This window comes from Novosphingobium terrae, from assembly GCF_017163935.1.
Classification (GTDB): Bacteria; Pseudomonadota; Alphaproteobacteria; order Sphingomonadales; family Sphingomonadaceae; genus Novosphingobium; species Novosphingobium terrae.
In genome coordinates this window covers 1,709,549-1,733,370 of the sequence record NZ_JABVZR010000001.1, presented here as the reverse complement: position 1 = coordinate 1,733,370, position 23,822 = coordinate 1,709,549, and the positions used below count along the sequence as shown (strand labels likewise).

Genomic DNA, 23,822 nt, shown 5'->3' with positions numbered 1-23,822 from the left:
CTTCGCGGAAAGGATTATGCCATGACCGAGACGATCACCCGACTGTTCGATACGCCAGATCTGGCCCGTCAGGCCGCCGAAGAGCTGGAGCGCGCGGCGGTGCCCCATGCGGCAATCAGCATCCTTTCGCCGGGACAGGAACGCGATGTGATTCTCGACGCGCTGACGCGGGCGGGGGTTGCGCAGGATGAAGCCCGATCCTTTGCCGAGGCTGTCGGTTCAGGCGGCAGCGTGGTCAGCGTCAGCGTCGAGAAAGACCGGATGGCGGCGGCCTGTGCCGCGCTTGACAGCGTGCCCTTCATCAACCTGCAACCGAGGCGCGTCTCCTATCAGGTCAGCGGCGAAAGCCACGCCGTCGATGGCGCCACGCCACCCAGCGAGCAGGACATTACCCATGACCGTGCGCGATAAGAGCGGCGCTAATCCAGCATCTCCGGGCGGAAGAGCCTGCGTCGGCTGATCTCCTTGCCCGAGACCATAAAACGGCCATCGCCCCGGTAATGCAGGGTTTCGGGGTGCTTGGGCCTTGGGGCGACATGGGCCTTGACCACCTCGAAGATGAAGAAGTTGAAGCTGTCGGTCAGTGCGGCCTCATGCAGGCGGCATTCGAAACAAGCGTGGCATTCGGAGATCAGGGGCGCTGCCACCTTGTCGGCCTTGATCGCCGTAAGGCCGAAATGGACGAATTTGTCGATCTGTGCGCCGCTTGTGTTGCCGATCCCCACCACAGTGTCGGTCAGCGCGGTGGTCGGCAGGTTGATGACACATTCGCCGCTGTCCCGGATCATCGCGAAGCTGTGATTGCCCGCAGAGATCATCAGCCCGACCAGCGAGGGGGTGAACTCCAGCACCGTATGCCAGCCCAGCGTCATCACATTGCGCTGCCCGCCATAGGCGGAGGACACCAGCACGATGGGGCCCGGTTCCAGATAACGCCGCACCTGGCTGACCGGAAAATCCTCTTTGGCAGGATGCTGCATCGTCCGCCCCTTTCACAAATTGGGTTGCTAATGGATCGCGTGAGGCAGGGGCTGGGTTCCAGCGTGCTCCGGGACAGGCCCCTCCGCTTCTTTGCTCCGTCCACGAACCCAAGCACCATGCCGATCATTCCGCCCTTCATGAGCATTGTGCTCAACGGAGAGATGCGTCATGAAAAAGCTCATCTGGCTTGTCCTGCCCGCCCTTGCCCTGTCTGCCTGCCAGAAGGCGGGAGATGAGGCATCATCCGCCAGCACCAACGCGGCGAGCGATGCCTCCTCGGTCACCCCTCAGGATGGCATGCCGACCATGAGCGCCTCCTCCGCCGCCAGCGACAGCACCGATGCCACGCCGGGCAATGATCCGGCCACCTATCTGGCCAAGGCGGGCGCCGGTGACCTGTTCGAGATCGAAAGCTCGCGCGCGGTGCTGAAGACCACGCAGGATCCGCAGGTCAAGGCCTTCGCCGAAATGATGATCAAGGATCACGAAGCCTCGACCACCCTGCTCAAGAAGACCGCCAAGGCCGCCGATATCGCCGTCAGCGCGCCCACACTGCAGCCCGCCCAGCAGCAGAGCCTCGATGCGATCCGCGCAGCCAAGGGCAAGGATGCCGACAAGATCTATCTCGATGCCCAGCGTGAGGGCCATGCCTCCGCACTGATGCTTCACAAGGCCTATGCCGCCAATGGCAACAATGAGGGGCTGAAGGCCGCCGCTGCCCAGATCGTGCCGGTGGTGCAGCATCATATCGATATGCTCGACAAGATGGGCAAGTAACCGGCCCGCTCCCCAGCAAGGACCATCCCCATGCAGACCCTGACGGATGAAGGACGCGGCATCGTCGAGACGCTCGCCAGCCGCCACAATGTCAGCTTCGAAGCGGCGCGGGCCGTGCTTTTCGCGCTGGTGGCAGGCGGCGGCACGCAGGCCCAGTTCAACCATCCCGATCTGGGCGGCATTGGGCAATGGTCGCAGGGCGGCATGCTGATGATCGGCGATATGTTCAACCATGGGTTGAAAGCGCGCGTCGATGCCCTTTGCGCCGATCTGGCGGCGGCCTTGCGGCAGGGCCTGTCACTGGCGATGCGCCAGCCGCCCTCCGGCTCGTCGGCCAGCTTGTTCGTCCCTGCGGCATCATCGCGCTGGCCCGAGGATCTGGGCACGCCCGCCTCATCGGGATCGCAGAACAATCTGCATTACGCCTTCTTCCCGCAGACCCGGCGTTTGGCGCTGGACCATGATGGGCGCATCACCATCTATGACACCGGCGACCATCGCATCACCGGCTTCGCGCAGGCTCAGGGCGGCGGCCAGTCCATCAGCTTCACCAGCCAGCATGGGTTGATCGATCTGGCCAGTCTGCGCCAGATTTCGCCGGATCGTGCCGAGCCTGCCAAGGGCGCGCCTCAACCCTCCCCCGCCGCTGCCTTGTCCGATGAAGAGATCTTTTCGCGGATCGAGCGGCTGGCCGGCCTGCATGAAAAAAAGATCATTTCCAGCGCGGAATTCGATGCCAAGAAGGCGGAGCTTCTTGCCCGCCTTTGATCAATCAGGGATGCTTCCATGGACAGCCGCCAAGCCGCCATTCTCGATTTCTGGTTCCGTGAGGTGCCGCCCAGCGACTGGTTCGGCGATGGCGCCCATCTCGATCCCGTGGTGCGCGAAAATTTTGGCACGCTGCACGCCCAGGCGGCAAGGGGCGACCTTGATGACTGGGCCGTCACGCCGCTGGGGCGGCTCGCGCTGATCCTGCTGCTCGATCAGTTCCCGCGCCATATCCATCGCGGGAGCGCGCAGGCCTTTGCCGCCGACCCCAAGGCCCAGCAACTGGTGCTGGAGGGGATTGCCGCGGGTGAGGATGAGGCGCTGTCGCTCGATCAGCGGCAGTTCTACTACATGCCGCTGATGCATGCCGAGGATCCCGCGTTGCAGGCAACCAGCATCGAGCGTTTCACCGCCCTGCGCGATGTTGCCGAAACCACCCTCTCTTTCGCGCGCCAGCATGGCGAGGACATCCGGCGCTTCGGGCGCTTCCCTTACCGCAATGAAGCGCTGGGCCGCCTCTCCACGCCCGAAGAGGATGAGCATATGCGCCTATCCCCCGGCTGATAGGCGGGGGAAAACCCGCCTTGACACTGACTTCAACGTTTCACTTCCCGCTGCCCACCTGCGGCGCTCCGAACGGCCCTTCCGGCTCACCGGCAGGCGTCAGCGCATTGCGACCATTGATCTGGCCCGATTTGGCCGCTGCGGAATTGGTTTGTGCCTCATTGGCCTTGGCGCCCTCCAGCCTGGGCGGAGCCTGATCAGACCCGTCATCAACGCTGCCGCTGCCCTTGGCCTCAACCTGCTTGTGCAAGGTGGCGGCTGGCTTGCTGGCGCATTGGCCGTCCAGTCTTGTTGGTCGTCCCCTTCATCGACGCATTACCAAAGGATCTTCAAACTCACCTTCCATGAGCTGCCAAGAGAACTGTTGCTGACAAAGCAGACATCCATGGATCGATTGGATCCTGTTGCAAGCAGCGCTTCATTCAGCGTTTTACAGAGTTCGCCTCAGAGTTTGGGATGCGATGATGATACGTCTAAGGTCATTTTCTCACCTGAGGCCTGCTGATCTTCCAGCTCACATTCACCCGCCAATCGCCCAGAGCGCCATGGAACGGATCGGTCACGGCCTTGGCGCCTTCCACCCCGATGACTGCCCAATCGTTCCACGCCAGCCTGATCCCGCCCCCTGCCGAGCCCAGATCCCAGCTCGATGCCGGAACCCCGACCCTATCATTGATCCGCAATCTGGCGTGATCGACAAAGCCGTAGATCTCGGTGCCGTTCAGCCTTTTGCCCAGCTTGGGCCGCAGCGCCAGTTCCAGAGACCCGGTGCCGCCACTGTCGGCGGTGATGGCGGCGGTGTCGAAGGCGCGGCCATAGTCGCTGCCGCCAAAGGCGATGCGCTCGGTGGCGGGGAGCTGGTTGTGGCTGTACTGGCCTTGGGCTTTCAGGCGCAGCACCACATGCTTGCCGAAGGCGCGGTCATAGCTGGCCGAGGCATTCACCTTGGTGAAGCGCGGATCGCTCTGCCCCACCAGCCCGCGGTCATTGAGGATTGCAAGGCCCTGACTCACCGTGCTGCCCAGCGACCAGACCGTCTTCTTGCCCGCCCATGAGTAGCCCGCCGCCACACGCAGGGTGCGGATATGGTCGCTGGAAGCCACGGTGCCGAACAAAGCGGAATCGCTGTTGAGCACATCCAGCCCGGCACTGACGGTCAGGTTCTTGCGATAACCCCGGATCACAGGGTAGCTGAGCGAGGCGCCGCCCACCACGGCATGGCCGCGCAGATTGTACTCGGGCACGTTGGTCTGCAGCCATGCGCCGGAAAGCGTCAGCTTGAGGCCATCGTGGCCCAGCGGGGTGGCGTGGGTGAGGGCGGTGTAGATAAAGCTGCGGAAGTTGCGGGCCACCATCACGTTGAGCTTGGTCTCATCGCCGTCACGCAGCAGGCTGTTGCCCGCAAGCGTGGCGTTGAACTGCCCCTGACCCAGCAGTTGCGAGCGGCTGTTGTCATAGGCCAGCGAGCCGTCGAGATGCTTGCGCTTCACCTTCAGCGACAGGATCACCCCGCCCGGCTGCCGCCCGCGCAGCAGATCGGCGCTGACGGTGGCCCCGGCGATGTCGCGCATCAGGGACAGCTCCCGCTCCAGCGCGGAGCGGCGCAGCGGCTTCATTCCCAGCAGATGCTGCGCATAGGCGCGGATCAGCGGGGTCGAGCCATCGGGATAGGTGATCCCCTCGATAAAGCCCTGCGCCACCCGCACGATCACCCGCCCGCCCGAGAGATTCTGATCCGGAATCGCCACGGTGTAGAGCGCCACATCGCTGGTGGCATAGGCATCCGACATGGCCGCCGCCAGTCTCTCCAGCGTGTCGCGCCTGGCGGGCTGGCCCACGAAACGCTCGGCGGCATGGGCGACGGGGGCGGGCACCAGATCGCCAAGGAAGCGGATGCCTTTGATCGGCTGGTCCGATCCGGTGGCGTCCACCCGCGACAGCACCTTGGCGCGCTGTTCGACAGGCTTTTCAGGCATGCGCGGGGGCAGATTGGGCGTTTGCACGCGGTCGGCCCGGCCGGAATCGATGATCAGCGGCGGCGTGCTGGCCACTGCCCCGGCCAGCAATGTGCCGGTCAATAGCAGCTCGAACATTGAGGTCAGTCTCCCCGAGGGTGGAGCGTAACGCGGGGGGAACGAAGGAAGGGGGCCACATTTGGCCCCCTTCCGCCAGCGGCATCAGTGCTTGCCCGAGAGCAGTGTACCGCCGGTAAGCGTACTTACCGTGTTGCCCACCGCTGTGGTCACGGGCTTGAGCAGGCCAGTGGTGGTGCCTGTCAGCGTGCCCGTCGCCGTGGTGTTGCCTGCCGTGGCCGTGGCGCCGGCATTCACCGTTGCGGGCGTCGTCGCGGCAGTGGTCGTGCCCGCCACTGTACCGACCAGACCGGTCACCGGCTTGAGCAGACCTCCGGTCGCTGTACCGCCGTTGGTGAGGCCGCCATTGGTTACATTGGTGAGCAGGCTGGTTACGGGCGTCAGCACCGCGCCTCCGCTCGTCAGCCCGCTCCCCGCCGCGCCCGAGAGCAAATTGGCGTTGATAAGGGCAGGATCGCCGCTGCCCAGAATCTGGTGATCGGCCACCGCGACATTGAGCAGCTGGTTCGACAGGCCCCCGCCCGGCGCCGTGACATTGGCCACCGCCACATTGGCCACGCCATTGACATTGGCCGTCGCCACCTGGCCCGAGGTCAGCACGCCCGCGCTGGCCAGCGTGCCCTGTGCCTGCGTGGGCGACAGCACGCTGAGACCCACGGCGCCCGGCGTGCCATCCGCCGAGGTGGTCACCGCCTGATTGCCGAGGTTGATCGTCACCGCATCGCCCACGACCTTCTGCACGCCATCAAGCAGCAGCGTCTTGCCATTGCCGGTATCGACCAGCACCTGACCCGTATCGCCCAGCACCCGCGTAACCGTGCCGGTGATGGGGGCGGTGATCGGCACGGCGCTGGCCAGCGTGGTGGTGGCGCCATCGACGCCGCTGGCCAGACCCAGCGAGGCATTGCCCGCCGTCACCAGAGCCGGCCCGGCCTGAGCCAGCACGGTCTGCACATCGCTGGAGGCGGCGGTCTGCGTGCCGCCGGTTCCGCCCGTTCCTCCGCTGCCGCCTGTGCTGCCGCTGCCGCCGGTGTTGCCACTGCCACCCGTGCCGCCGCCCGATCCATCCGAGCCGCTCGACCCGGTGCCGCCCGGCGTGCCGACCGAGCCATAGGCCAGATGGGAATCACCGGCACAGGCGCTCAGGCTCAGCAACATGCCGGCCGCTGCGGCCATGGTTGAGGCCATCCACCGGCTGTGATGTGCGATCATGTCATCCTCCTTCGCTTACGAAAAAGCCGCTCGGTATTCCGATGCTGGGCTCGCGCTCTGGATGGCGGAGCAACGCTACCAGGCGCCGCATAGTCCATCCAGGTAATGGAAGATAATACCGCATTTCCAGTTCCGAATAAATTTCACCTTTATTTATTCAGAAATTATCAAATTGATTATATTTACAATTATCAAGCTGATCCAGATTAACTTAACATTGATCCGGCAAATATTAACCTCTTCGACTTGCCCTTTTAAGAATTTATTTCGATCCGACTATGCAGAAGCCCGAGAGCTGGATACCGGTCACGCTCATTCCACCCCGATGCGAGACAAATCGTCGGCGGAGGCATCTCAAGGCCTGATCGATTGATCTTGGACAGTCGCAACAAGAGGGTGCTTTCCGCATTATGAAACGGGGTGTCCGATCGGAAGGATCGAACGAATGGGAAACGATGGCTCCACCCTTCTTGCTCAATCCCGCGAAGGACATGATGATGCCCACAGTCACAACGCCCGATCTCGATCAGCATTATGAGGAACGGGGACCGATCGATGGCGAGGTTATTGTTCTGCTTCACGGCTGGCCCGACGATGCCTCGACTTGGGATCCTATTGCCGACGCTCTGGCGCAGGCGGGGTTTCGCGTTATCACGCCGACCTGGCGTGGTTTTGGTGCAAGTTACTTCCTGCATGACGCAATTCCGCGCCATGGCAACAGCGCACTCCTCGCAATGGATATGATCGCCCTGCTGGATGCACTCGAGATCGAGCGTTGCGCCGTGGCGGGCCACGACTGGGGATCGAATGTGGCAGAAGCATTGGCTGTGGGCTGGCCAAACCGCATCGAGCGCGTCGTTATGCTCTCGACCCCGCCCCGTCTCGGGGGGATACCAACGCCCTCCTTCGAACAGGCACAACGCTACTGGTATCACTGGTTTATGGCCACGTCGCGCGGAGAGCAGGCGGTCCGCGCGGACCGCAAAGGCTTTGCTCACATCCATTGGGTCAACTGGGCACCGGCTGGCTGGTTCGAAGAGGACACTTTTGTCCACGTGGCAAAATCCTTCAACAATCCTGATTGGGTCGATGTCACCCTCCACAGCTACCGCTCGCGTTGGGGCAACGCCGAGCCCGATCCGCGTAGCGTTTGGCTTGAAGACAGGGTGAGGGTTGCGAGCACGATCCATCAACCCACCCTCTTCATCAAGGGAGACGAGGACGGCGTCACCTGCCAGCAAAGCTTCGAGGCGATTCCGTCTAAGTTCAGCGGCCCGTTCGAACTGGTTGGCCTGCCAGGCGTAGGTCATTTCCCAACCCGGGAGGCGCCTTCAAAAATCACGGAATTGCTGCTGCGCTTTTTGTCCTGAGGCCTTCCACCACCGCCCACCATTCCCGCCTTTGCAGAACGGACCCTTGCCCCCCGCCCCGCGTTGCATCTCCGGATCTCGGAGTAAAATGCAATGTGGCAACGGCTTTTCCCGATAACGGGTATCACGGGTTTCCTGATGATCCTCTCGGCGCGAATATGCCGTGATCGCGGCAGGCAGCCATGGTGGTCTGGGCAGACGCAATGGCGACAGCGTGGCGGCCTTCGCCTTGCCCAGATCATAAGGCCTCAGCTTGCGCGGGCTTGATTTTACTTCGTGGCATACGCTGATCAGCACCATGCTCGGCTTGACCATGTTCACGGCGATTGGCGTCGGGCTGAGGCTTGTGACCATGTTGGCCATCCAACAGCGGCGAGAGCGTTCCAACCGGCAGATCAATGAGCGCCTGCGCACGCTGATCGCTGCTTACAAAGTGCTGGGTGGGTCCTTTACCGGCGATCTTGCGGTGGACCCGAGCCATCTGCGCGATCTGCACCGCAAAAGCGAGACTCCGCCCACCGAGCCGATGGCAGCGCTCGACCTGTCGCCGGAAAAGGCAGAGAGTTCGGATCGGACGCGGCGTATAAGAGATGCGGTCGAAGGCGCTCTGTCCGATATCATTCTGCTGGGAACGGATGAACATGTCCGGCTGGCCACGAAGGCCGCCTGCGAATTGGTGGCCGGCCACCCGGTGCATACGCAGGATCTGGTGATCGCTTTGCGCGCCTTCATTCGTAAAGCTCTCGATCTCGACCCGATCCCAAAGGATATTTCGATACCCATGCAGGGCCCTGCTCGCCCCGCCGGCAAGGAGAAGGAAAAGAACAGCGGCGGTGACAGCAGGCAAATCGGCAGTGCGGGCGCTGGCATGGGAATAGGCGGCAGTGGCGGCGCCGGAGATGGCGCCAGCCCGCATCAGCCGGATGATGAGACCTCATCAACCCACCACAGCGCGTCATGACGGAGCCGGGAGGCTCCTGGTCACAGCGCAGGGCGCAATCGGTCGAGGTCATGGCGATGTGTTTGCCTTCGTTTTCCTCGGTAGTGATTGCATCCGATTCCAAGCAGCGTCCCGTCGACGCCTTCCCCCCCCCAATGTCAGCGTAGGCATCAATGACCTAGCCCGGTTCGAGATTGTCCATGAGCTCTGGCAAACGCGCAAAATCATGCCAGAAGGCATAAAGTTTGTCGCGCGGCCGGTTGATGTTGGCCGAATGGGCTATCAACATCTCGCCCTTGGCGCCAAGCATATCGTCGAGCCCACCTTGAGCGCCGTCTTGCGCTTTTGTGGTAGCGGGCGGGGCGTTATCCGTCATCTTGGCGGTCATGGGGAGGAGCGGCGCTAGAGGACGTGTCTCGACGCACGCAGTCGCCAGAGCTCACGTTCCGCGCCTCCGTTCAAGCGCGGTGTTTTTGCGCTGGTAATGATGATCCATGTTAGTCGCCTCGCGATGATTGCCCAGTTGGCCCTTTTCCGCTTTCGGCCGGGGCGCGTCATCATCCTTCGATAAGATGGTCCGCCATGCTGAGCATGATTGCTAAAAGGGGGGGCTTATCACGCCACGAAAGCCTTCTGAGGTCGACCGGCAAAGCGCAAACTCGCGTTAACCGGCATTCCTCCGGCGCGTTTCCCATCCCTTTTTGGCAGCGGCCGAACGCTTCTCCGAGCTTTGACTGGAGCCACCGATGTGACCGCCTTTGCGAGAAGAGGCATGGTTCTCAGCTTTACTCCGACCCGATCCCGACTTCTTCCCGCCACCGCTTTCCTTGTTGACCGTGGCCCAAGCTCGCCTCTCTGCCTCACTATGGCTCACACCACGATGTTCATAGCCTTCCTCGATATGCTCAGCCTTGCGCTTTTGCTTGTCCGTGTAGCTAGACTTGCCGCCTTTGGGCATATCAGCCTCCTCATTCTCGGCGTCCAGGCACTTCATCACCGATGCGCCAGCGATGAGCACGGAAAGCCGCCATGCCCTCGCAGAGTTCCCCTAACCCGGCGCCGTTCGATGGAATGTTCCCCAATCGAGGTCGGTCGGATGAACCTCGCCACCTCTCGGGTCTTTCGAACTGACACAGGAGAACGCAGATGCCCGACACGCAAGAGATGATCCATGAGGATTCCCTGCCTGGCCATGAAAGCCGACTGGAGCCCAAGCCCGAGTGGCAACCACGTTATGCCGGATCGGAGCGGCTGAAGGGCAAAGTGGCCATCATCACCGGCGCGGATAGCGGCATCGGCCGCGCGGTAGCGGCGCTCTATGCGCGTGAAGGCGCGGACGTGGCCATCGTCTATCTGTTGGAGGATGACGATGCGAAGGAAACCCAGCACATTGTCGAGGCCGAAGGGCAGCGAGCGATCACCATCAAGGCCGACGTGGGCTCACGCAAGATGTGTGAACACGTGGCCAAGCGCGTGCTGGAGGTCTTCGGTCAGATTGACATTCTGGTTAACAACGCTGGTGAGCAGCATCCCGATGAGGAGATCACCGACATTACCGAGGAGCAGCTTCACCGCACCTTCCAGACCAACATCTTCGGTATGTTCCATATGGTGCAGGCGGTGCGGCCCTACCTCACCGAAGGCGCGGCGATCATCAACTGCACCTCTGTGACGATGTATCAGGGCTCCAAAAACCTCCTCGATTACAGCTCGACCAAGGGAGCAATCACCGCCTTCACCCGCTCGCTCTCCGAAAACCTGATCGGCGAGGGTATCCGCGTTAACGCCGTGGCGCCAGGGCCGATCTGGACTCCGCTCAACCCCTGTGGCGGGGCGGACAAGGAAAAGATCGCCCATTTCGGCGAAAAGACCCCAATGAAGCGCCCCGGCCAGCCCAATGAGGTGGCGCCCGCCTTTCTCTTTCTGGCCTGTCAGGATGCCAGCTACATGTCAGGCCAGGTGCTCCATCCCAACGGCGGCACTGTGATCAACGGTTAAGCGACACATCATGACAATTCACTGCTTGTCCGTCGGTTAACCGAACATTCCGATGCGCTCGATCTGGAGGAAGGCTTCTTCAAGTCTGACGCCGCAAAAAGATCGCCGCCTCGCTCAAGCGCTCGGCTGAAGGCAGCCATCAACGCAAGGGCACACCATTGCAATCAGAAATGAGCATGCTGACCTGCTACATCGAAAACCTCTTGATAGCGTTAGTAATCGCCATTTGCCCATTCGGTTGGCGATATTCATGTTCGTCGCCATGGAAGAGAAGGAAAGATGAACGCGGGAAAACGCCAAAGCCACGCGATGTTCAAGTCAGGAAGGCTATGATCACCACCAGATTACAAATGATGGAGATAAGACATGCGTAAGTCATCTCCGGCGCGCTCTTTGCTGCTGCCCTTGTAGGGACGATTGGTCTGAATTCTGACGCAAGCCCTTGGCGATGAAGTGAGAGGGATGATTACGAGCACCATTGGAACAACCAGCGTGATGACGATTATTAGAAGTATAGAGGTAATCAAGAATGGCGCAGCCGGGACCTGAATCGCCACCACTATGACGAGCATCGGTCTCGGCGCAGGCGCCATGATGTCCGATGCCGTAGGGATCGATGCTGCTGATCCCATCCACATTCAAATTTGATGGCGGTTGAGACTTCCCGCTGTCAAAAGAGGGGCCAGTGCCGGGGGGCGCTGGCCTCTCGTCCTGTGTGGCAAGGCCGGAACTGCCCGACCTCGAGGCCAGGATTACATGCCTGGCCAGATCGCTATTCCGGTGCCTGAAGGTGCTATAGCGTCACACAGACTGAATGTTTGCACCTGATCCCGTTCCGGCGCGCCAGCTTCCGTCTGAAGCTACATCAGTCTCCCATCGTGCTTGGTTTCGCACAATTCTATTTCATCCTCCCGTCATGTCGGAACACCCTAGAGCGATGTTACCGAATCATCACAATTATTCTCGGCGTCGGTAGGGCGCGGCAGCGTAACGCTTTGCGGGCAGCGAAGCTCCAACTTTCGAGCATTACGGGAAAAGGCTGTCTGCCGGTTGGACATCAATCATTGTCCGTCTTTGCTATTGTAGCCATCGATGGCCAATCCGAATAGCCGACCGAGCCGCCCCCATACCAGTATTGCTTCGGGGCCTCGGCCAACGGAGCGCCAAGGCGCAGCCGATCGACCAGGTCCGGGTTGGCAATGAAGGGCCGCCCCATGCTGAACAGGTCAGCATCGCCCTTTGCGAGCACCTCTTCCGCGAGATCCAGCGTATATTGGTTGTTGGCAAGGTAGGTACCTGCAAACCGTCGACGAAGTGCGGAAAAATCCACGTCGTCCGGGACGTCCCGTGTCTGCTGCGTCACACCCTCGATATCGTGGATGTAGAGAAGTCCGCGCTCCGACAGCGCGTCGACATATGCGCTATAGGTGTCCATGACATTGCTATCGAGGGGCGTTTCGCTTGGCATGGTCGTGGCTGGCGAAAGACGTACCCCGACCTGACCAGGCCCCCAGACACCGGTCACTGCGTCGATTGCCTCGAGAGGGAAGCGAAGGCGGTTCTCGATCGAACCACCGTAACGATCGGTCCGCTTGTTAGTACTGTCTCGCACGAACTGCTCGAGAAGGTAATTGTTCGCAGAATGCACCTCAACACCGTCGAAACCGGCAGCCTTGGCATTAACGGCGGCATGACGATAATCGTCAACGATGCGTGGAATTTCATCGGTTTCGAGTGCGCGCGGGGTGACGTGGTCCTTCATGCCTTCCTTTGTGAAGGCCTGCCCGGTAGGCTTGATCGCCGAGGGCGCAACAGGCAGCGCGCCCCCCTGCAGGTCCGGGTGAGAGATGCGGCCAGTGTGCCAGAGCTGGAGAAACATTTTGCCTCCGCGCTGATGGACGGCCTGCACGATCACACGCCACGCCTCGACCTGCTCGTCTGTCCAGATACCGGGCGTCAGAGCATAACCGATTGCCTGGGGCGAAATATTGGTCGCTTCGGAGATAATGAGCCCAGCACTAGCCCGCTGAGCGTAATAGTCCGCCGCGAAAGCAGGTGGCACACCTTCATCGTTGGAGCGACTCCGGGTTAGGGGTGCCATGACAATGCGATTTTTGAGTGCGAGCTTGCCAATCGTGACAGGCTGGAGAACGGGGGAGGATGAGCGGTCCGTCATGTCATGCTTTCCAGAATTCGAGGTGACACGTAGGACTCGGAATGGATGAACTTCGCCAATGGTCCACCAGCCCCGGATTACTGCTCGGTCAGCAAAATGTTGCCAAGTATTTGCAAAATTATGACTTTTACGTCATCGCTGCTGGCCTTGACCCGTGAAAGGCGAGTGGGTCATAGATAGAACCTTATAGGTTTGAGCCGCTGCGCAAGATTTCTATTATAGTCGGCAATCAATCCGCAACACTGCTCTCCGTTTCAACTTTACGGGCAAGCAGATCGAGTTCCGGAGCAATTCCTGTTGAGGTCATCGGCGGCACAGCTTGGTCAAAGGATCCCGAGAATATCCTGATACCAAAACCCCTTATCCCCGTGCAAGATTTCCGCCGAACTCCACAGCCGCGACTGCGCGGAAAGCTGGAAGCGGCATTCAACCGTCCAATGCAAAAAAGCCGGCTCGAAAGCCGGCCCATGAAAGCTTGGGAGAGGATGCCTGAAAGGCAGATTCCTCCTCTCACCAATGCAACCTCCCCGCAAGGACAATGCACTAAATGATGTACACAATACGAGCGCAGGATCGTACCCGAGATTCTTGCCGGCACCGTTCTGCGAAAGAAAAAAACGGACGAGTGAGTTGTCAAATTTCCGTATCATTCAATTGCTTAAGCGAATACAGCGATGATCAAAACGCGAAATGAAAACTATCAGATTAGAATTCGCTGCGATGAGAATTTACTGATAGCCACCTTCCTTACGTTGTTCGGCCCCTTCTTTTTGCGCTTCCTCCATCGCCTCGGCTTCAGTGTCATCCTCGCGCTTTGCGTCGTCCTGTTCGGTGATGTTCGCGTTCGGGGCGTTCTGCTTTTTCGCAACCATGTCGACGTCAGTGTTGGGCTTCGAAGTGTCGTTGTTCGAAAGATTGGTCATGATTGATCTCCTCTTTAAAGGTCAATGATCAAGATCAGTCCTTGTTTCTCCGTAATCACGAGGCTGGCGCTCGTACGCGGCATCCCGCCGTGCAGCTTGTTTGCCCTGCGTTCGCCGCCCCCATATACTAGCCTTTACGAATTCCCAGAGGCTCACGAGCAGCCACCGCCAGAAACGCTTCCGCTATTGAAGGCGGCTGCCGGATCAAAGGGGTTGAGGAACCATTCCTGTTAGCTCCGCCCCTGCAGGAAGGAACCGGAAGAGTTCAGGCGCGAGAAGAAAAGATAGAATAGAACCGGGTGCCAATCGGTAGCATGTGAGATAAGGTCAACCCGTGCCAAAATGCTCAAGAAACGCAATGATCTATGTAGGATCCAGGGGAATGGCAGCGGTCTGCAGGACCCGATGACGATTTGAGGCACTGCGGGTCCTGCGGCCAGGATTTAACTTTGTGATCCAGCAACCGCCAGCTTCACAACGGCTAGCCTGCTGCCAAAGACAATAGCATCCACGATAAAGCCCGTCACAGTTTGACCGTAGCGCTCCATGACCGTACAGCGGAGCCGCCAGCCGATATACGAGGCTGCCAGTGCCGTACCATCGGCGATAGCAGCTCCCGCGAAACGCCGCCCCCGAGGTGCAACTGCAGCTCCTGCATACGCCGCCGTAATACTGCGTACCACAAGGCCGGAAGGCTCAATCCGGTCCGGTGCCGTCTTCATCTTGTCCCCCGCCATTTCGGCCGCTGCCAAGGTCGCATGCCCTGCCGCGATAACAGGGTTGAGCAGCAAGGCCTGAAGCGGAAGTTCCGGCGAGATATCCCCGCTGCGCGTGGCGGCAGCAATCGCCGCCAGTGGCGTGATGCCCCGCTGCCCGGCGACCAGACCCATAAGGAATGAGCGAAGCATATCGCGACCTTTCGATGAATAGCTACAGGACTGAAAGGTGTGAAAGGCTGGGCAAGTTCTCGACAGCAAGAGAGAAAACCCATTCCCTCGGGAGAAATTCGAAGTTGAGCTGCCTTAGGATTCATCGCTTCACATATGGATCTGGCGGCGAAGCATCCGCTCCGCCGCCATCCCTGGAATTGACGTTTGTAAATTGGCCCTACCGCGGCAAAACGCGCTGCAGGATGCGCGAGCCCGGCGTAGAAGCCACTCGCCCGTCAAGAAGGGCGTTCTGGTTGACGTTGCGACCATAGAACTCCTTGGTGCGACCATCATCAGTGCCGATGTTGCTCGCCTCAATCGTTGCTCCAGCATAGGCACCCTTCGTGTTGCTGAGCACGATAACGTCTGCCCGGCCCAGATTGGCTTGCGTACCGGTCGAATATGTCACGACCGAAAGGCCGGCATTGGCGGTCAACGCGAATTTGTTGCCGCTGCGGAAAGCGTCGATAGCCTTACGGTTCATCAGCAGAAAGATCAGCGATCCGCCGGTGCCGCCGGCCTGCAGGCCCACGCTCAATCCACCGAAATTATAGAATGCTGGCGGGGTCCAGCCTGCGCCGTTGCGAACCGTGACGACGCCCGCTCCGCCTTTGCCGCCAATGATGAAACCGGCCTTGCCGTATTCGGGAACGATATACATGCCGCGCGCGTGACTCATGATGCCGGCCTCGCCCTTGTCGCGCTGAAACTCGACTGCCACCGACGCGGCCTTGTCGACCAGCCTCTGCGGCCCGTGAGCCTGATCGCTGTTCGCGCTCGGAGCGCGTGCAGCCGTTGCCACCGGGCCAGCGACCATCATCGTGGTTGCGGTCATGATGGCGAGGATGGAAGATACGATCAAGCGCTTGGTCATGAGAGAACAGTCCTTGGGCAGCTGGAAGAACCGGGCACTCTATGTTGCCCGAGCCTAAGCTTTAACATCATGACCAAACCGTTGTTCCGCCACTCTTCCAGTGCGAACGATGTAACCGGCGCGACGAAGATGTGGTGCAGGTAGCGCATCAGGTTGTCGCCAGCCTAAGCGAGCAGACCGAGCGATCGAACCGGCCGCTCGAGAATTTTCATGTGGGGCATCACATGGCAACGTCCGACAATTGCACGGAATGCGCCTCACTTGAGAAAAATTGCCACGGACAGTTCAAGGTTGATTGCTGCCTTACTGCCTTTCCGTCGGCACTCAGGGGCCTACCCCTGGTTCACGGACTATGACAAGACCGAGGATGACAAAGCCAAGCAGAAGAGTGCCGACAAAATCCGCCTTGCCCTCACTGTCCATACGCAAACTGAGGAGGAATTCTTCTATCCGGCGGCATATGACGCGATCGAGGACGACGATCTGCTCGATGAAGCCGAAGTCGAACATGCCAGCGCCAAGAAGCTGATCGCCCAGATCCAGGCAGGCAAGGTTGGTGATCCGCTTTTTGATGCCAAAGTCCGTGCTGGGCGAATAGATCAACCACCATGTTGAGGAAGAGGAAACCGAACTCTTCTCTGAATGCCGCGACAGCAAAATGGATCTCAAGGCTTTGGGCGAGCAAATGGCAACTCGCAAGGCCGAGTTGATGGCAGAGGCTCCGCGAGCCGCCTGACCACAAACAAGCTTACCGCCAGGCGCATGCGAAGGGATTGCCTGGCGGTTTCGCCAGGCCACATCCAGCATCATACACCGGTTTCAAACCTGCGACTTCCGCCAGGAACCGAAACCAGCGATGTCCCGATTGGGACACAACCCAACTGAAGACGGCACCGCCTCCCTCCTGAGTTATCCCACCGCGTACACGCTCAGACTGCCTGCCGGCACAACGACAGGTTGTCCGGCAACGAGCGAGCCACTGTGCCCGGGCTCGAAGAAGGTGAAAGGCGCGCTGCGGGTGGTGTCCAGAACGAGATGCCAGCCCTGAGAATCTCCCTGATCAGGCAGGGTAAAGTCCACTGCCTCGCCAGCGTTGAAAATCAAGAACAAGGGGCGCTCTCCGTCCCGCTCTTCACCAGCCTCGCGCAAGGAGCGATCGAGGTAAAGGCCGAGCACCTTCAACTCGTCCTGCCCCCATAGGTCATCGTTCATTTCTCGACCGTCTGGCTGAAACCAAACAACTTCGGGTCGTTCGGCATCACCTCGCAGGAAAACGGTTTGTGCCACAACCGGATGAGCGGCTCGGAAAGCGCAGAGTTGCCCGACAAAGTCGGCAAGAGAACAATCGGCGTGAGCCCAATCGACCCAGCTCGTCTCATTATCCTGGCAATAAACGTTGTTGTTGCCCTTCTGGCTGTTGCCCAGCTCGTCTCCCGCAAGCAGCATCGGGACACCCTGCGCCAGCAACAAGCTTGCCAGCATGGCCCGGCGGCGCTGCGCCCTGGCCTCGACGATGGCATCGTCCTGGCTGTCGCCTTCCGCGCCCATATTGTCCGACAGGTTGTTGTCGTGACCGTCAGCACCGCCCTCGCCATTCGCTTCATTATGGCGCCGAGCATAGCTGACCGTGTCCATCAGCGTGAAGCCATCATGGGCACAGAGGAAATTCACCGAAGTCGTGCCGAGCCGCCCTGTATGATTGAACTGTTCAGGCGAGCCGAGCATATGGTTGGCCAGATCGCCGACAAGGGCGCTGTCGCCGCGCCAGAAGCCGCGCATGCAGTCACGGAACTTGTCATTCCATTCTCTGAATGGCGGAGGAAAGCCGCCGACCTGGTAACCGCCCTCGCCAACATCCCACGGCTCGGCGATCAGCTTGGCACCCGAGAGCACCGGATCCTGTCCCATGGCAGCGAAAAACGTCCCGCCACGGTCAAAGCCGAGCCCCTGCCGTCCCAGGGTCGAAGCCAGATCGAAGCGAAATCCGTCAACGTGCATCACCTCGACCCAATAGCGCAGAGAGTCCATGACCATGCGCATCACCATGGGGTGGGCAACGGACAGCGAATTGCCGGTGCCGGTGACATCGTAACAATAGCGCCGGTCATCATCGGAAAGAACATAGTAGCTGGCATTGTCCAGACCGCGGAAGCTGAGTGTAGGACCTTTTTCCGATCCCTCGGCCGTGTGATTGTAGACCACATCCATGATCACTTCGATGCCGGCGCGGTGGAAGCGCCGCACCATGTCCTTGAACTGGCGGATCGGCGAGGGCGCAAGCTCCCCTGCCCCCAAATAGCGCGGTTCGGGTGAGAAAAAGCCGAGGGTCTGATACCCCCAGTAATTTGACAGTCCCTTTTCCACCAGCATACGGTCATCAAGGAAAAACTGGCAGGGAAGCAGTTCGATCGCCGTGACGCCGAGCTTCGTCAGATGATCGAGAATAGCATCGCAGGCCATCCCCGCGTAGGTGCCGCGCAATGCCTCGGGTACACCTGGATGGCGCATCGTCAAGCCGCGTACATGTGCCTCATAGATGATGGTTTCGTTCCAGGGCCGGCGGATTGCCTTGTCCCCTTCCCAGTCGAAGCGGGGGTCTTCCACCACGCCCTTGACCATGAAGGGGGCAGAATCGCGTGCGTCGAAGGAAGTGTCATCACCCGAAGCCAGATCATAACCCCAAAGCGCGTCGTCCCAGCTTATGCTGCCGCTCACCGAGCGGGCGTAAGGATCGAGCAACAGCTTGTTGGGATTGAACCGGTGGCCTTGCCCCGGATCGTAGGCGCCGTGCGTGCGGTAGCCGTAGAGCTGCCCCGGCCCGACGCCAGGGAGATAGCCGGAAAATACATGCCCCTCGCGATGCGGCAATTCCAGTCGGATTTCATCCATTCCGTCCCGGCCGAACAGGCATAATTCCACGGCCTCGCCGTTTTCGGAGAAGACGGCAAAATGTGTCCCCTGCCCGTCGAACACTGCGCCCATATCCGGATAAATGCGCTCTGGCCTGGCAAAGTCGAAGATTGCTTCTGCGGGCGCCAAAGGCGTCATTCGGGAAACTCCTGACAAGAATCTTGCCACCACCAATGACCCGTATGGGCACCTGCAAAGGCATAACAAAATAAGCGCTGGCGCCGAACGCGGTTCCCGCCTGACCGAACACAACAGTGAAGCGATCAGACAGGTGCTGGCTTTCCCACTGCATCGTCAGACCGGCCCTGCGCCGCGCCAACCCGAGGAATGGCCCCGGATCAATGGCTCTGACCGTCCATTCCGCCAGAAACCCAAAATTTCAGGAGATTTTTGCATGAGCCGAGTTCTCATCATCGCAACCGATGGTTTCGAGCAATCAGAGCTGACCGGCCCTCGGGATGCCCTTCAACAGGCTGGCTTTGAAACCGTGATCGCCAGCCCCAAGGCGGGTGAAATCAAGGGCTGGCAGCATACAGACTGGGGAGACAGCGTCGGCGTGGATAAGACGCTCGATGAGGTCGAAGTCGGGAGCTACGATGCTCTCGTGCTGCCTGGCGGGCAGATGAACCCCGACAATCTCAGGCTCGAGCCCCGAGCGATCGAACTGATCAAGGGCTTCGTGATGGCCCGCAAACCGGTTGCCGCAATCTGCCATGGCCCCTGGTTACTGGCCGAAGCCGATGTCCTCGACGGTCGCAAGGTTACCAGCTGGCCATCGATCCGTACCGACTTGCGCAATGCAGGGGCCGAGGTCGTGGATGAAGAGGTGGTCGTTGATGGCAACCTCATCACCAGCCGCAAGCCCGCCGATATCCCGGCATTTGCAAAGGCAATCATCGCCGCGCTTCAGGAAGGCATGGCTGTCAGCGCAGAAATTTGATCCCAAAAAGCGCCGACGAACGCATCACGAGAGATGCTCAATGCTGTCTCGTGATGCGTCGTGGCATGCCAATGGATGCCGCATCCTGCACCTGCAACCCTTCCCGGAAAAGATCAAAATGAGCGCCCCGAAAGATGGCCACTTCCTGATCCAAAGCCGAAACACTTGGGTTGAAGGGGGCGAGCGCGACCGGGGCAAAGTGGCATGACTCGCCCAGCTTCGCCCGCATCAGCGATACCACTTGACAGTCTTGTCTTCGGATATGGTCCGATGATCCCGATGGCTTTGGGCGCAATCGGCGCCTGGCTATTCCCACCACTGCGCGACGATGCCGCAAGCCTCACCATCATCTGGGCAGCGCTTATCCTCTCCTTTGTCGGCGGGGTCAGACGAGGGTTTGGCTTCGGACAGCCCAAAGCTTCGACACGCATCGAAATCCTCACCATGATACTGTACGTATCGATTGCGGGCCTGGCTCTGATCTGCGCCTGGGCGGGATTGAACGGATGGGCAGCTGCCCTCCTCGCTGCAGGATTCGCCTTTGTCGCGAAGCTCGATGCTAACGCTGCTCTTCAAGGTCATGCGCCTGCGCATTTCGGGCAGTTGCGGCCTCCGCAGATGGCGATCGCAGTTATATCGCTAGTCGCCCTGTTCCTGCGCCTCGCGACACTTTAAAGTTAAATCTTCAATGGACCCATACGCTCTGCAAGGCGCTTCAAAGATGCGCATGAATAATCATGGCATAATGTTAGGAGCACCCCATGACGATCACTGGGAAGATCAAGGAAGCCGCCGGCTTTGTGAAAGAAGAAGCCTACGAGCATGGCAAATCGCCCGAAGCGCAGGAAAAGGCTCAGGAAGGCCGCGAACTTCGCAATGAGGGTCGTGTCGAGGACGGGAAGGCCCCAAAGACCACAACACCTGGCACGGGCCAGCCGGAAAAGTAAGGATCGACTGTCCCCGCTTCGGCGGGGACATTTGCATTATTGCTAAAAAAATACGGAAACAAATCACCTCATATCTCTGATGAGACAGTGTCCCCGATTCCGACAGAAGACTCCTTACGGCACTCTAGCTGCCATGAATGACAGCGAGCTGGCCACCGATAAAAGAGGCACACACATCCTTTTCAATCTACAGCGACAGCGTCTATTTTAGCTGGCTATCTTTGCTTGCGCGGCGATTGAAGGCTGAAACGGCGGCGCTTGTGTCGCGCCGTGATTGACAGGGAACACAAGTTTTTGCACTGGGGAGCGCCCTGCGTCGAGCTTCCGGAATTTGCTCACCACATATCACGCAGTGGCTCTCGCCATCGCCGCTCTGCATCCGCGATCGGGCAAGTTCGACCGCATCCTTCACGGTGTCGTCAATCTGATCCTGTACCGCTCCGTCCCGGGTCCATCCGCCTGCCATGCCTGCCTCCATTCTATCGCCGGAGATATTCCCTCACAGCAGCAGCGTTTTCGCCAACTGTATCGACGGCCTCCTGCAGCTCTTCCTCTGGCACTCCAAAATGAGCCGCCCAGTACTTGACCTCCCCTTCCCGGATCATCGATATGTCTGCACTGTGGCTTTCCCGGTGCCTTCCGTCCTTCTCGTTCATCTCGATCTCCATCATCTGCAGAGTGAAATGCCCAACGCATCTTGCGGTTGCATAGCGCTCCAGGAGCATACCCGAACGCAGCGGCCGGTTCCGTCGCCATAGGCAACGCCCTGTGCACAGTCCCACACCACCTTCAAATCTGGGCTCTCTGGACAAAGTCTGAAGCTGTCTGCGCGTCTCCTACCGCTTTCACGTCGAAGTATCGGCCTTTGAGGTCGTTCATCGTCACGAAAAAGTGGCTTAATTCTGCGATAAAGGCCTCTCCCAGATTGGAGAGGTCTTCGACATCGGCGAAGGCTCGTGACTGGGCCACACGCGCGATCAGCCTGTCATTGCGAAAGATATCGCCGCCCTCGGTCTGCCATGCTTCGATCACGCCCAACAACCGAACTGTGACGAGGCAACCCACTGGTAACTCATCATCGGCAAGGATCAACACATCAACGGGATCACCATCCTGGGCGCGCGTCGACGGAATAAAGCCGAAGGCGACTGGAAACGACATTCCTGCCGGCAGGACTCCCGCGAGTTCGAACAATCCGGTTGTCGGGTCATAGTCGAACCTCGATCGATGCCCGGCGGGTGTTTCAACCACCGCACGACAGACACCTTGAGGCCCATCGAGACAATTTGGAATGAGCAATGCGTTCACGGGCGCCTCCTGCAGGGTGCAAACGCCTGAACTCGACGAAGGGTCAGTTACCGCGCGAAAGGAAGTCACGCCCCCTGGCAGACAGGCTACGGAATGTGATGGACCAGCGTTTCTCACTCATGTCCGCGATACTATGCTCCCACTGATACCGCGCCTCTCCGGACAGGTGATAGATCGAACGAGAGAGGATCGGCAGGGACAGACGCTGAAAGCCCTTCTCTGTTCGACGCCGGAAGCGCATGGACGTATCTGCACCGAGTGAGATCCCGATGACATGCTCGAAAAGCGGACGATCGCGATGCCAGCCGATACCGGCTCCAGGATCGTAACAAAGGAGCAGGGCTTGCACCAAATCTCCAGCCTTCAACCCGGCAAAGGCTGCAGCTTGCGCCCGGATCGGCTCAAGCCAGGCGGGAATGGGTTCTGCAGGCGCAAACGCAGCGGTCTCGAAATCATAATTGAATCCGAATGAGGCTGTGAGGCGCTTGCCGAACCATCCCTGAAACCGAAAGGGCGCGAGAGCCTGCGCTTCGATTTGCTCGACGAGAAACGCCTCATTGTCAGGCGTGCAAAAGCCATCCTGTGCAGAAAGTCCGGGGATAAGCTGTGTATCAAATAGATCAAACATCACGGTCTTCTCCAGCCCAAACACCCCACGATTGGCAAGCAAAACAGGCAATTTTGCGGGGCAAGGTTCGCCAGGATCCCGGAGGTGGAAGAGGCTCATCGGGGCTCAGTTAGCAACAGGTCTTCCCGTGTTCCGCTCGAACGCCGTGCGCGACGCGCATCGGCGCGAGCCATCGCTGGCTTGGTAAGCAAGCCATGCAGGAAGATCGATGCTGCAATGGCCAATGAGCAAACGGCCCATATCTGAGCGCGCTCAGCGAAGACCGAGCGGTTGAACGCATATTGCAGATAGTAAAGCGTTCCGATGCCCCTGACCCCGAAAAAGCCGATCAGCCTGCGCGACAGTCCACTCTCCCTTGATCCCCGGAATGCTATCAGGGCACTGACCGGCCGGATGATAAGGATCAGCCCCAAGGCAACGGCTGCACCAACGGGAGTGAGAGCAGCAAGCAAGCCGGAACCGAGACCCCAACCGAGGATGAGAAGGATCAGCATCACCAGCACCCGTTCGACCTGTGCGGCAAATTCGGCCATGGTCACATGGAAAGCGTCCTGAGGGCATACGACCCTGATCATAATCGCCGCAATGAAAACAGCGACAAACCCGTTGCCGTGCAACATCGTCGTGGCAGCATAGCAAAGCAGGGTCGCACCCACGGCGGCCAGACCTTCGCCGGTGTTTGACAGCTTGATCGACGGCAGCCTGAAGAGAAGCAAACCCACCGACCGGCCAACGACCAGTCCGACCACTGTACCGATCGCAAGTTCCCCCACGGTATCGACGGCCAGCCAATGCCCGAATGCATTGGCTCCGCTTTGCATCATCAGCGCCAGCAGGATGAACGGAAACGCCAGTCCGTCGTTGAGGCCCGCTTCGGCAGTCAGCGCAAAGCGTGTCTCGCCATCGTCTCCCGATCCGGGCGGCCCGGTTTGTACGTCGGCAGCCAGAACCGGATCCGTTGGCGCCAGAGCAGTTGCCAGAAGAAGCGACGCAGCCCATCCAAAGCCAAGAAAATAATGCCCCAGCAGCATCAGGGCGAGGATGGTGAGCGGCATGGAAACGAGAAGGAGCCGCCATACCGACGCCCAACTCCGAATGCTGAAACGGCGATCAATGCGCAGCCCGGCCTCCATCAGGGCGAGTACCACGATGATCTCGTTGATCTTCTCGCCAAGATCACTGTTCCCCCACGGCATGGGTGGCAATTGCACCAGATGGGTGAAGGAAAGGCCGAACCCGCCGGCCAGACACAACATGGGCAACGACAAGGGAAATCGGCTCAGCAGCATCGGCAGCCAGCTTCCGAACAGCAAAAGTGCGCCGACAACCAGAAGCGTGAGGGGATAAGAGATTGCGAGCATGGATATGGAACACCCGACATTTGAACAGGCTCCTCAGGAGCCTGACTGAAGCGCCCGTGCACCTCTCCGGGTTATGGCAATCGGTATAGCTGACACAAAAAATTCCTCTGGCAGCCAGGGCAA

The 23,822-nt window shown here is 59.7% G+C and carries 30 protein-coding genes; 12 read left to right on the top strand and 18 right to left on the bottom strand.

Features of this window, described 5'->3' with window-relative positions:
- Positions 1 to 21: 21 nt before the first annotated feature.
- Positions 22 to 411, top strand: coding sequence for a hypothetical protein (locus tag HGK27_RS07890; protein WP_206240028.1), 390 nt, complete (start codon positions 22 to 24; stop codon positions 409 to 411).
- Between the two features lie 8 nt (positions 412 to 419).
- On the opposite strand, the gene HGK27_RS07885 is transcribed toward HGK27_RS07890, so the two are convergent.
- Positions 420 to 980 (bottom strand): flavin reductase family protein, encoded by a 561-nt coding sequence (locus HGK27_RS07885; RefSeq protein WP_206240027.1) that lies wholly within the window; start codon positions 978 to 980, stop codon positions 420 to 422.
- A gap of 169 nt (positions 981 to 1,149) precedes the next feature.
- On the opposite strand from HGK27_RS07885, the gene HGK27_RS07880 reads away from it, so the two are divergent.
- From HGK27_RS07880 to HGK27_RS07870, 3 genes are read left to right on the top strand one after another with little or no spacing between them, the layout of a single operon-like run.
- Positions 1,150 to 1,758 (top strand): DUF4142 domain-containing protein, encoded by a 609-nt coding sequence (locus HGK27_RS07880; protein WP_241126932.1) that lies wholly within the window; start codon positions 1,150 to 1,152, stop codon positions 1,756 to 1,758.
- A 30-nt stretch (positions 1,759 to 1,788) separates the two neighbouring features.
- Positions 1,789 to 2,526, top strand: coding sequence for a hypothetical protein (locus HGK27_RS07875; RefSeq protein ID WP_206240026.1), 738 nt, complete (start codon positions 1,789 to 1,791; stop codon positions 2,524 to 2,526).
- Between the two features lie 18 nt (positions 2,527 to 2,544).
- Positions 2,545 to 3,090, top strand: coding sequence for a DUF924 family protein (locus HGK27_RS07870; RefSeq protein ID WP_206240025.1), 546 nt, complete (start codon positions 2,545 to 2,547; stop codon positions 3,088 to 3,090).
- 40 nt (positions 3,091 to 3,130) lie between these two features.
- On the opposite strand, the gene HGK27_RS07865 is transcribed toward HGK27_RS07870, so the two are convergent.
- The 3 genes from HGK27_RS07865 to HGK27_RS07855 all read right to left on the bottom strand — a co-directional run bounded on the left by HGK27_RS07865 (position 3,131) and on the right by HGK27_RS07855 (position 6,395).
- On the bottom strand, positions 3,131 to 3,340 hold the full coding sequence (locus tag HGK27_RS07865; RefSeq protein ID WP_206240024.1) for a hypothetical protein: 210 nt from the start codon (positions 3,338 to 3,340) through the stop codon (positions 3,131 to 3,133).
- A gap of 229 nt (positions 3,341 to 3,569) precedes the next feature.
- Positions 3,570 to 5,183, bottom strand: a complete 1,614-nt coding sequence (locus HGK27_RS07860) for a ShlB/FhaC/HecB family hemolysin secretion/activation protein (RefSeq protein ID WP_206240023.1) — start codon at positions 5,181 to 5,183, stop codon at positions 3,570 to 3,572.
- Positions 5,184 to 5,267: 84 nt separating this feature from the next.
- The gene (locus tag HGK27_RS07855) at positions 5,268 to 6,395 is read right to left on the bottom strand and encodes a hypothetical protein (RefSeq protein ID WP_206240022.1); all 1,128 of its coding nucleotides are present in this window, start codon (positions 6,393 to 6,395) and stop codon (positions 5,268 to 5,270) included.
- A gap of 455 nt (positions 6,396 to 6,850) precedes the next feature.
- Between HGK27_RS07855 and HGK27_RS07850 the strand changes: the two genes are divergently transcribed.
- Entirely contained in the window at positions 6,851 to 7,765 is a 915-nt protein-coding gene (locus tag HGK27_RS07850) for an alpha/beta fold hydrolase (RefSeq protein WP_241126930.1), read from the top strand.
- On the opposite strand, the gene HGK27_RS07845 is transcribed toward HGK27_RS07850, so the two are convergent.
- Entirely contained in the window at positions 7,727 to 8,119 is a 393-nt protein-coding gene (locus HGK27_RS07845; protein WP_206240021.1) for a hypothetical protein, read from the bottom strand. The genes HGK27_RS07850 and HGK27_RS07845 overlap by 39 nt on opposite strands.
- On the opposite strand from HGK27_RS07845, the gene HGK27_RS07840 reads away from it, so the two are divergent.
- The gene (locus tag HGK27_RS07840) at positions 8,118 to 8,726 is read left to right on the top strand and encodes a hypothetical protein (protein WP_206240020.1); all 609 of its coding nucleotides are present in this window, start codon (positions 8,118 to 8,120) and stop codon (positions 8,724 to 8,726) included. The two genes, HGK27_RS07845 and HGK27_RS07840, sit on opposite strands and share 2 nt — an antisense overlap.
- A 157-nt stretch (positions 8,727 to 8,883) precedes the next feature.
- Here HGK27_RS07840 and HGK27_RS07835 read toward each other — a convergent pair whose 3' ends face one another.
- Complete coding sequence (locus tag HGK27_RS07835) at positions 8,884 to 9,093, bottom strand: SRPBCC family protein (protein ID WP_206240019.1); 210 nt, start codon at positions 9,091 to 9,093, stop codon at positions 8,884 to 8,886.
- A gap of 276 nt (positions 9,094 to 9,369) precedes the next feature.
- A complete protein-coding gene (locus tag HGK27_RS07830) occupies positions 9,370 to 9,663 on the bottom strand; it encodes a plasmid stabilization protein (protein WP_206242939.1) in 294 nt (97 codons plus the stop codon).
- A 188-nt stretch (positions 9,664 to 9,851) separates the two neighbouring features.
- Here HGK27_RS07830 and HGK27_RS07825 point away from each other — a divergent pair, with 188 nt between their 5' ends.
- Positions 9,852 to 10,703 carry an SDR family oxidoreductase gene (locus HGK27_RS07825; RefSeq protein WP_206240018.1) on the top strand — a complete coding sequence of 284 codons (852 nt, stop codon included), beginning with the start codon at positions 9,852 to 9,854 and terminating at the stop codon, positions 10,701 to 10,703.
- Between the two features lie 101 nt (positions 10,704 to 10,804).
- Positions 10,805 to 11,077 carry a DUF3175 domain-containing protein gene (locus HGK27_RS07820; RefSeq protein ID WP_241127356.1) on the top strand — a complete coding sequence of 91 codons (273 nt, stop codon included), beginning with the start codon at positions 10,805 to 10,807 and terminating at the stop codon, positions 11,075 to 11,077.
- A 683-nt stretch (positions 11,078 to 11,760) separates the two neighbouring features.
- Here the strand turns inward: HGK27_RS07820 and HGK27_RS07815 are convergent.
- The 4 genes from HGK27_RS07815 to HGK27_RS07800 all read right to left on the bottom strand — a co-directional run bounded on the left by HGK27_RS07815 (position 11,761) and on the right by HGK27_RS07800 (position 15,605).
- Entirely contained in the window at positions 11,761 to 12,879 is a 1,119-nt protein-coding gene (locus tag HGK27_RS07815) for an alkene reductase (RefSeq protein ID WP_206240017.1), read from the bottom strand.
- A 728-nt stretch (positions 12,880 to 13,607) separates the two neighbouring features.
- Positions 13,608 to 13,802: a hypothetical protein gene (locus HGK27_RS07810; protein ID WP_206240016.1), complete on the bottom strand. Its 195-nt coding sequence runs from the start codon at positions 13,800 to 13,802 to the stop codon at positions 13,608 to 13,610.
- A 443-nt stretch (positions 13,803 to 14,245) separates the two neighbouring features.
- A complete protein-coding gene (locus tag HGK27_RS07805; RefSeq protein WP_206240015.1) occupies positions 14,246 to 14,710 on the bottom strand; it encodes an acetate and sugar kinases/Hsc70/actin family protein in 465 nt (154 codons plus the stop codon).
- 199 nt (positions 14,711 to 14,909) lie between these two features.
- Entirely contained in the window at positions 14,910 to 15,605 is a 696-nt protein-coding gene (locus HGK27_RS07800) for a lipid-binding SYLF domain-containing protein (protein WP_206240014.1), read from the bottom strand.
- Between the two features lie 210 nt (positions 15,606 to 15,815).
- Between HGK27_RS07800 and HGK27_RS07795 the strand changes: the two genes are divergently transcribed.
- On the top strand, positions 15,816 to 16,220 hold the full coding sequence (locus tag HGK27_RS07795; protein ID WP_206240013.1) for a hemerythrin domain-containing protein: 405 nt from the start codon (positions 15,816 to 15,818) through the stop codon (positions 16,218 to 16,220).
- A gap of 294 nt (positions 16,221 to 16,514) precedes the next feature.
- Here the strand turns inward: HGK27_RS07795 and glgX are convergent, their stop codons facing one another.
- Positions 16,515 to 18,653 carry a glycogen debranching protein GlgX gene (glgX, locus tag HGK27_RS07790; RefSeq protein WP_206240012.1) on the bottom strand — a complete coding sequence of 713 codons (2,139 nt, stop codon included), beginning with the start codon at positions 18,651 to 18,653 and terminating at the stop codon, positions 16,515 to 16,517.
- A gap of 256 nt (positions 18,654 to 18,909) precedes the next feature.
- Between glgX and HGK27_RS07785 the strand changes: the two genes are divergently transcribed.
- Positions 18,910 to 19,455, top strand: coding sequence for a type 1 glutamine amidotransferase domain-containing protein (locus HGK27_RS07785; protein WP_206242937.1), 546 nt, complete (start codon positions 18,910 to 18,912; stop codon positions 19,453 to 19,455).
- Positions 19,456 to 19,492: 37 nt separating this feature from the next.
- On the opposite strand, the gene HGK27_RS07780 is transcribed toward HGK27_RS07785, so the two are convergent.
- The gene (locus HGK27_RS07780; protein WP_206243374.1) at positions 19,493 to 19,696 is read right to left on the bottom strand and encodes a hypothetical protein; all 204 of its coding nucleotides are present in this window, start codon (positions 19,694 to 19,696) and stop codon (positions 19,493 to 19,495) included.
- A 29-nt stretch (positions 19,697 to 19,725) separates the two neighbouring features.
- Here HGK27_RS07780 and HGK27_RS07775 point away from each other — a divergent pair, with 29 nt between their 5' ends.
- Both HGK27_RS07775 and HGK27_RS07770 read left to right on the top strand, forming a co-directional pair.
- A complete protein-coding gene (locus HGK27_RS07775) occupies positions 19,726 to 20,130 on the top strand; it encodes a DUF3429 family protein (protein ID WP_241126927.1) in 405 nt (134 codons plus the stop codon).
- Between the two features lie 86 nt (positions 20,131 to 20,216).
- Positions 20,217 to 20,402, top strand: a complete 186-nt coding sequence (locus HGK27_RS07770; RefSeq protein ID WP_206240010.1) for a hypothetical protein — start codon at positions 20,217 to 20,219, stop codon at positions 20,400 to 20,402.
- A gap of 202 nt (positions 20,403 to 20,604) precedes the next feature.
- Here the strand turns inward: HGK27_RS07770 and HGK27_RS07765 are convergent, their stop codons facing one another.
- The 5 genes from HGK27_RS07765 to HGK27_RS07745 form a co-directional block, all read right to left on the bottom strand.
- A complete protein-coding gene (locus tag HGK27_RS07765) occupies positions 20,605 to 20,868 on the bottom strand; it encodes a DksA/TraR family C4-type zinc finger protein (RefSeq protein WP_206240009.1) in 264 nt (87 codons plus the stop codon).
- Positions 20,869 to 20,881: 13 nt separating this feature from the next.
- On the bottom strand, positions 20,882 to 21,058 hold the full coding sequence (locus HGK27_RS07760) for a DUF3606 domain-containing protein (protein ID WP_206240008.1): 177 nt from the start codon (positions 21,056 to 21,058) through the stop codon (positions 20,882 to 20,884).
- Between the two features lie 133 nt (positions 21,059 to 21,191).
- Entirely contained in the window at positions 21,192 to 21,710 is a 519-nt protein-coding gene (locus tag HGK27_RS07755; RefSeq protein ID WP_206240007.1) for an inorganic diphosphatase, read from the bottom strand.
- 43 nt (positions 21,711 to 21,753) lie between these two features.
- Positions 21,754 to 22,437 carry an alpha-ketoglutarate-dependent dioxygenase AlkB gene (locus HGK27_RS07750; RefSeq protein ID WP_322099021.1) on the bottom strand — a complete coding sequence of 228 codons (684 nt, stop codon included), beginning with the start codon at positions 22,435 to 22,437 and terminating at the stop codon, positions 21,754 to 21,756.
- Positions 22,434 to 23,699, bottom strand: coding sequence for a cation:proton antiporter (locus HGK27_RS07745; RefSeq protein ID WP_206240006.1), 1,266 nt, complete (start codon positions 23,697 to 23,699; stop codon positions 22,434 to 22,436). The genes HGK27_RS07750 and HGK27_RS07745 overlap by 4 nt, the downstream gene beginning before the upstream one ends.
- Between the last annotated feature and the right edge of the window lie 123 nt (positions 23,700 to 23,822).

Bases quoted from the DNA above. Each gene is read 5' to 3' on its own strand.
- HGK27_RS07855 (WP_206240022.1), bottom strand. From the start codon at position 6,395: ATGATCGCACATCACAGCCGGTGGATGGCCTCAACCATGGCCGCAGCG.
- HGK27_RS07830 (WP_206242939.1), bottom strand. From the start codon at position 9,663: ATGCCCAAAGGCGGCAAGTCTAGCTACACGGACAAGCAAAAGCGCAAG.
- HGK27_RS07860 (WP_206240023.1), bottom strand. From the start codon at position 5,183: ATGTTCGAGCTGCTATTGACCGGCACATTGCTGGCCGGGGCAGTGGCC.
- HGK27_RS07765 (WP_206240009.1), bottom strand. From the start codon at position 20,868: ATGGCAGGCGGATGGACCCGGGACGGAGCGGTACAGGATCAGATTGAC.
- HGK27_RS07845 (WP_206240021.1), bottom strand. From the start codon at position 8,119: ATGGTCACAAGCCTCAGCCCGACGCCAATCGCCGTGAACATGGTCAAG.
- HGK27_RS07870 (WP_206240025.1), top strand. From the start codon at position 2,545: ATGGACAGCCGCCAAGCCGCCATTCTCGATTTCTGGTTCCGTGAGGTG.
- HGK27_RS07760 (WP_206240008.1), bottom strand. From the start codon at position 21,058: ATGAACGAGAAGGACGGAAGGCACCGGGAAAGCCACAGTGCAGACATA.
- glgX (WP_206240012.1), bottom strand. From the start codon at position 18,653: ATGACGCCTTTGGCGCCCGCAGAAGCAATCTTCGACTTTGCCAGGCCA.
- HGK27_RS07750 (WP_322099021.1), bottom strand. From the start codon at position 22,437: ATGAGCCTCTTCCACCTCCGGGATCCTGGCGAACCTTGCCCCGCAAAA.
- HGK27_RS07850 (WP_241126930.1), top strand. From the start codon at position 6,851: ATGGCTCCACCCTTCTTGCTCAATCCCGCGAAGGACATGATGATGCCC.
- HGK27_RS07880 (WP_241126932.1), top strand. From the start codon at position 1,150: ATGAAAAAGCTCATCTGGCTTGTCCTGCCCGCCCTTGCCCTGTCTGCC.
- HGK27_RS07810 (WP_206240016.1), bottom strand. From the start codon at position 13,802: ATGACCAATCTTTCGAACAACGACACTTCGAAGCCCAACACTGACGTC.
- HGK27_RS07875 (WP_206240026.1), top strand. From the start codon at position 1,789: ATGCAGACCCTGACGGATGAAGGACGCGGCATCGTCGAGACGCTCGCC.
- HGK27_RS07890 (WP_206240028.1), top strand. From the start codon at position 22: ATGACCGAGACGATCACCCGACTGTTCGATACGCCAGATCTGGCCCGT.
- HGK27_RS07835 (WP_206240019.1), bottom strand. From the start codon at position 9,093: ATGACCGCCAAGATGACGGATAACGCCCCGCCCGCTACCACAAAAGCG.
- HGK27_RS07840 (WP_206240020.1), top strand. From the start codon at position 8,118: ATGTTGGCCATCCAACAGCGGCGAGAGCGTTCCAACCGGCAGATCAAT.
- HGK27_RS07815 (WP_206240017.1), bottom strand. From the start codon at position 12,879: ATGACGGACCGCTCATCCTCCCCCGTTCTCCAGCCTGTCACGATTGGC.
- HGK27_RS07785 (WP_206242937.1), top strand. From the start codon at position 18,910: ATGAGCCGAGTTCTCATCATCGCAACCGATGGTTTCGAGCAATCAGAG.
- HGK27_RS07825 (WP_206240018.1), top strand. From the start codon at position 9,852: ATGCCCGACACGCAAGAGATGATCCATGAGGATTCCCTGCCTGGCCAT.
- HGK27_RS07885 (WP_206240027.1), bottom strand. From the start codon at position 980: ATGCAGCATCCTGCCAAAGAGGATTTTCCGGTCAGCCAGGTGCGGCGT.
- HGK27_RS07745 (WP_206240006.1), bottom strand. From the start codon at position 23,699: ATGCTCGCAATCTCTTATCCCCTCACGCTTCTGGTTGTCGGCGCACTT.
- HGK27_RS07800 (WP_206240014.1), bottom strand. From the start codon at position 15,605: ATGACCAAGCGCTTGATCGTATCTTCCATCCTCGCCATCATGACCGCA.
- HGK27_RS07795 (WP_206240013.1), top strand. From the start codon at position 15,816: ATGTGGGGCATCACATGGCAACGTCCGACAATTGCACGGAATGCGCCT.
- HGK27_RS07805 (WP_206240015.1), bottom strand. From the start codon at position 14,710: ATGCTTCGCTCATTCCTTATGGGTCTGGTCGCCGGGCAGCGGGGCATC.
- HGK27_RS07770 (WP_206240010.1), top strand. From the start codon at position 20,217: ATGACGATCACTGGGAAGATCAAGGAAGCCGCCGGCTTTGTGAAAGAA.
- HGK27_RS07775 (WP_241126927.1), top strand. From the start codon at position 19,726: ATGATCCCGATGGCTTTGGGCGCAATCGGCGCCTGGCTATTCCCACCA.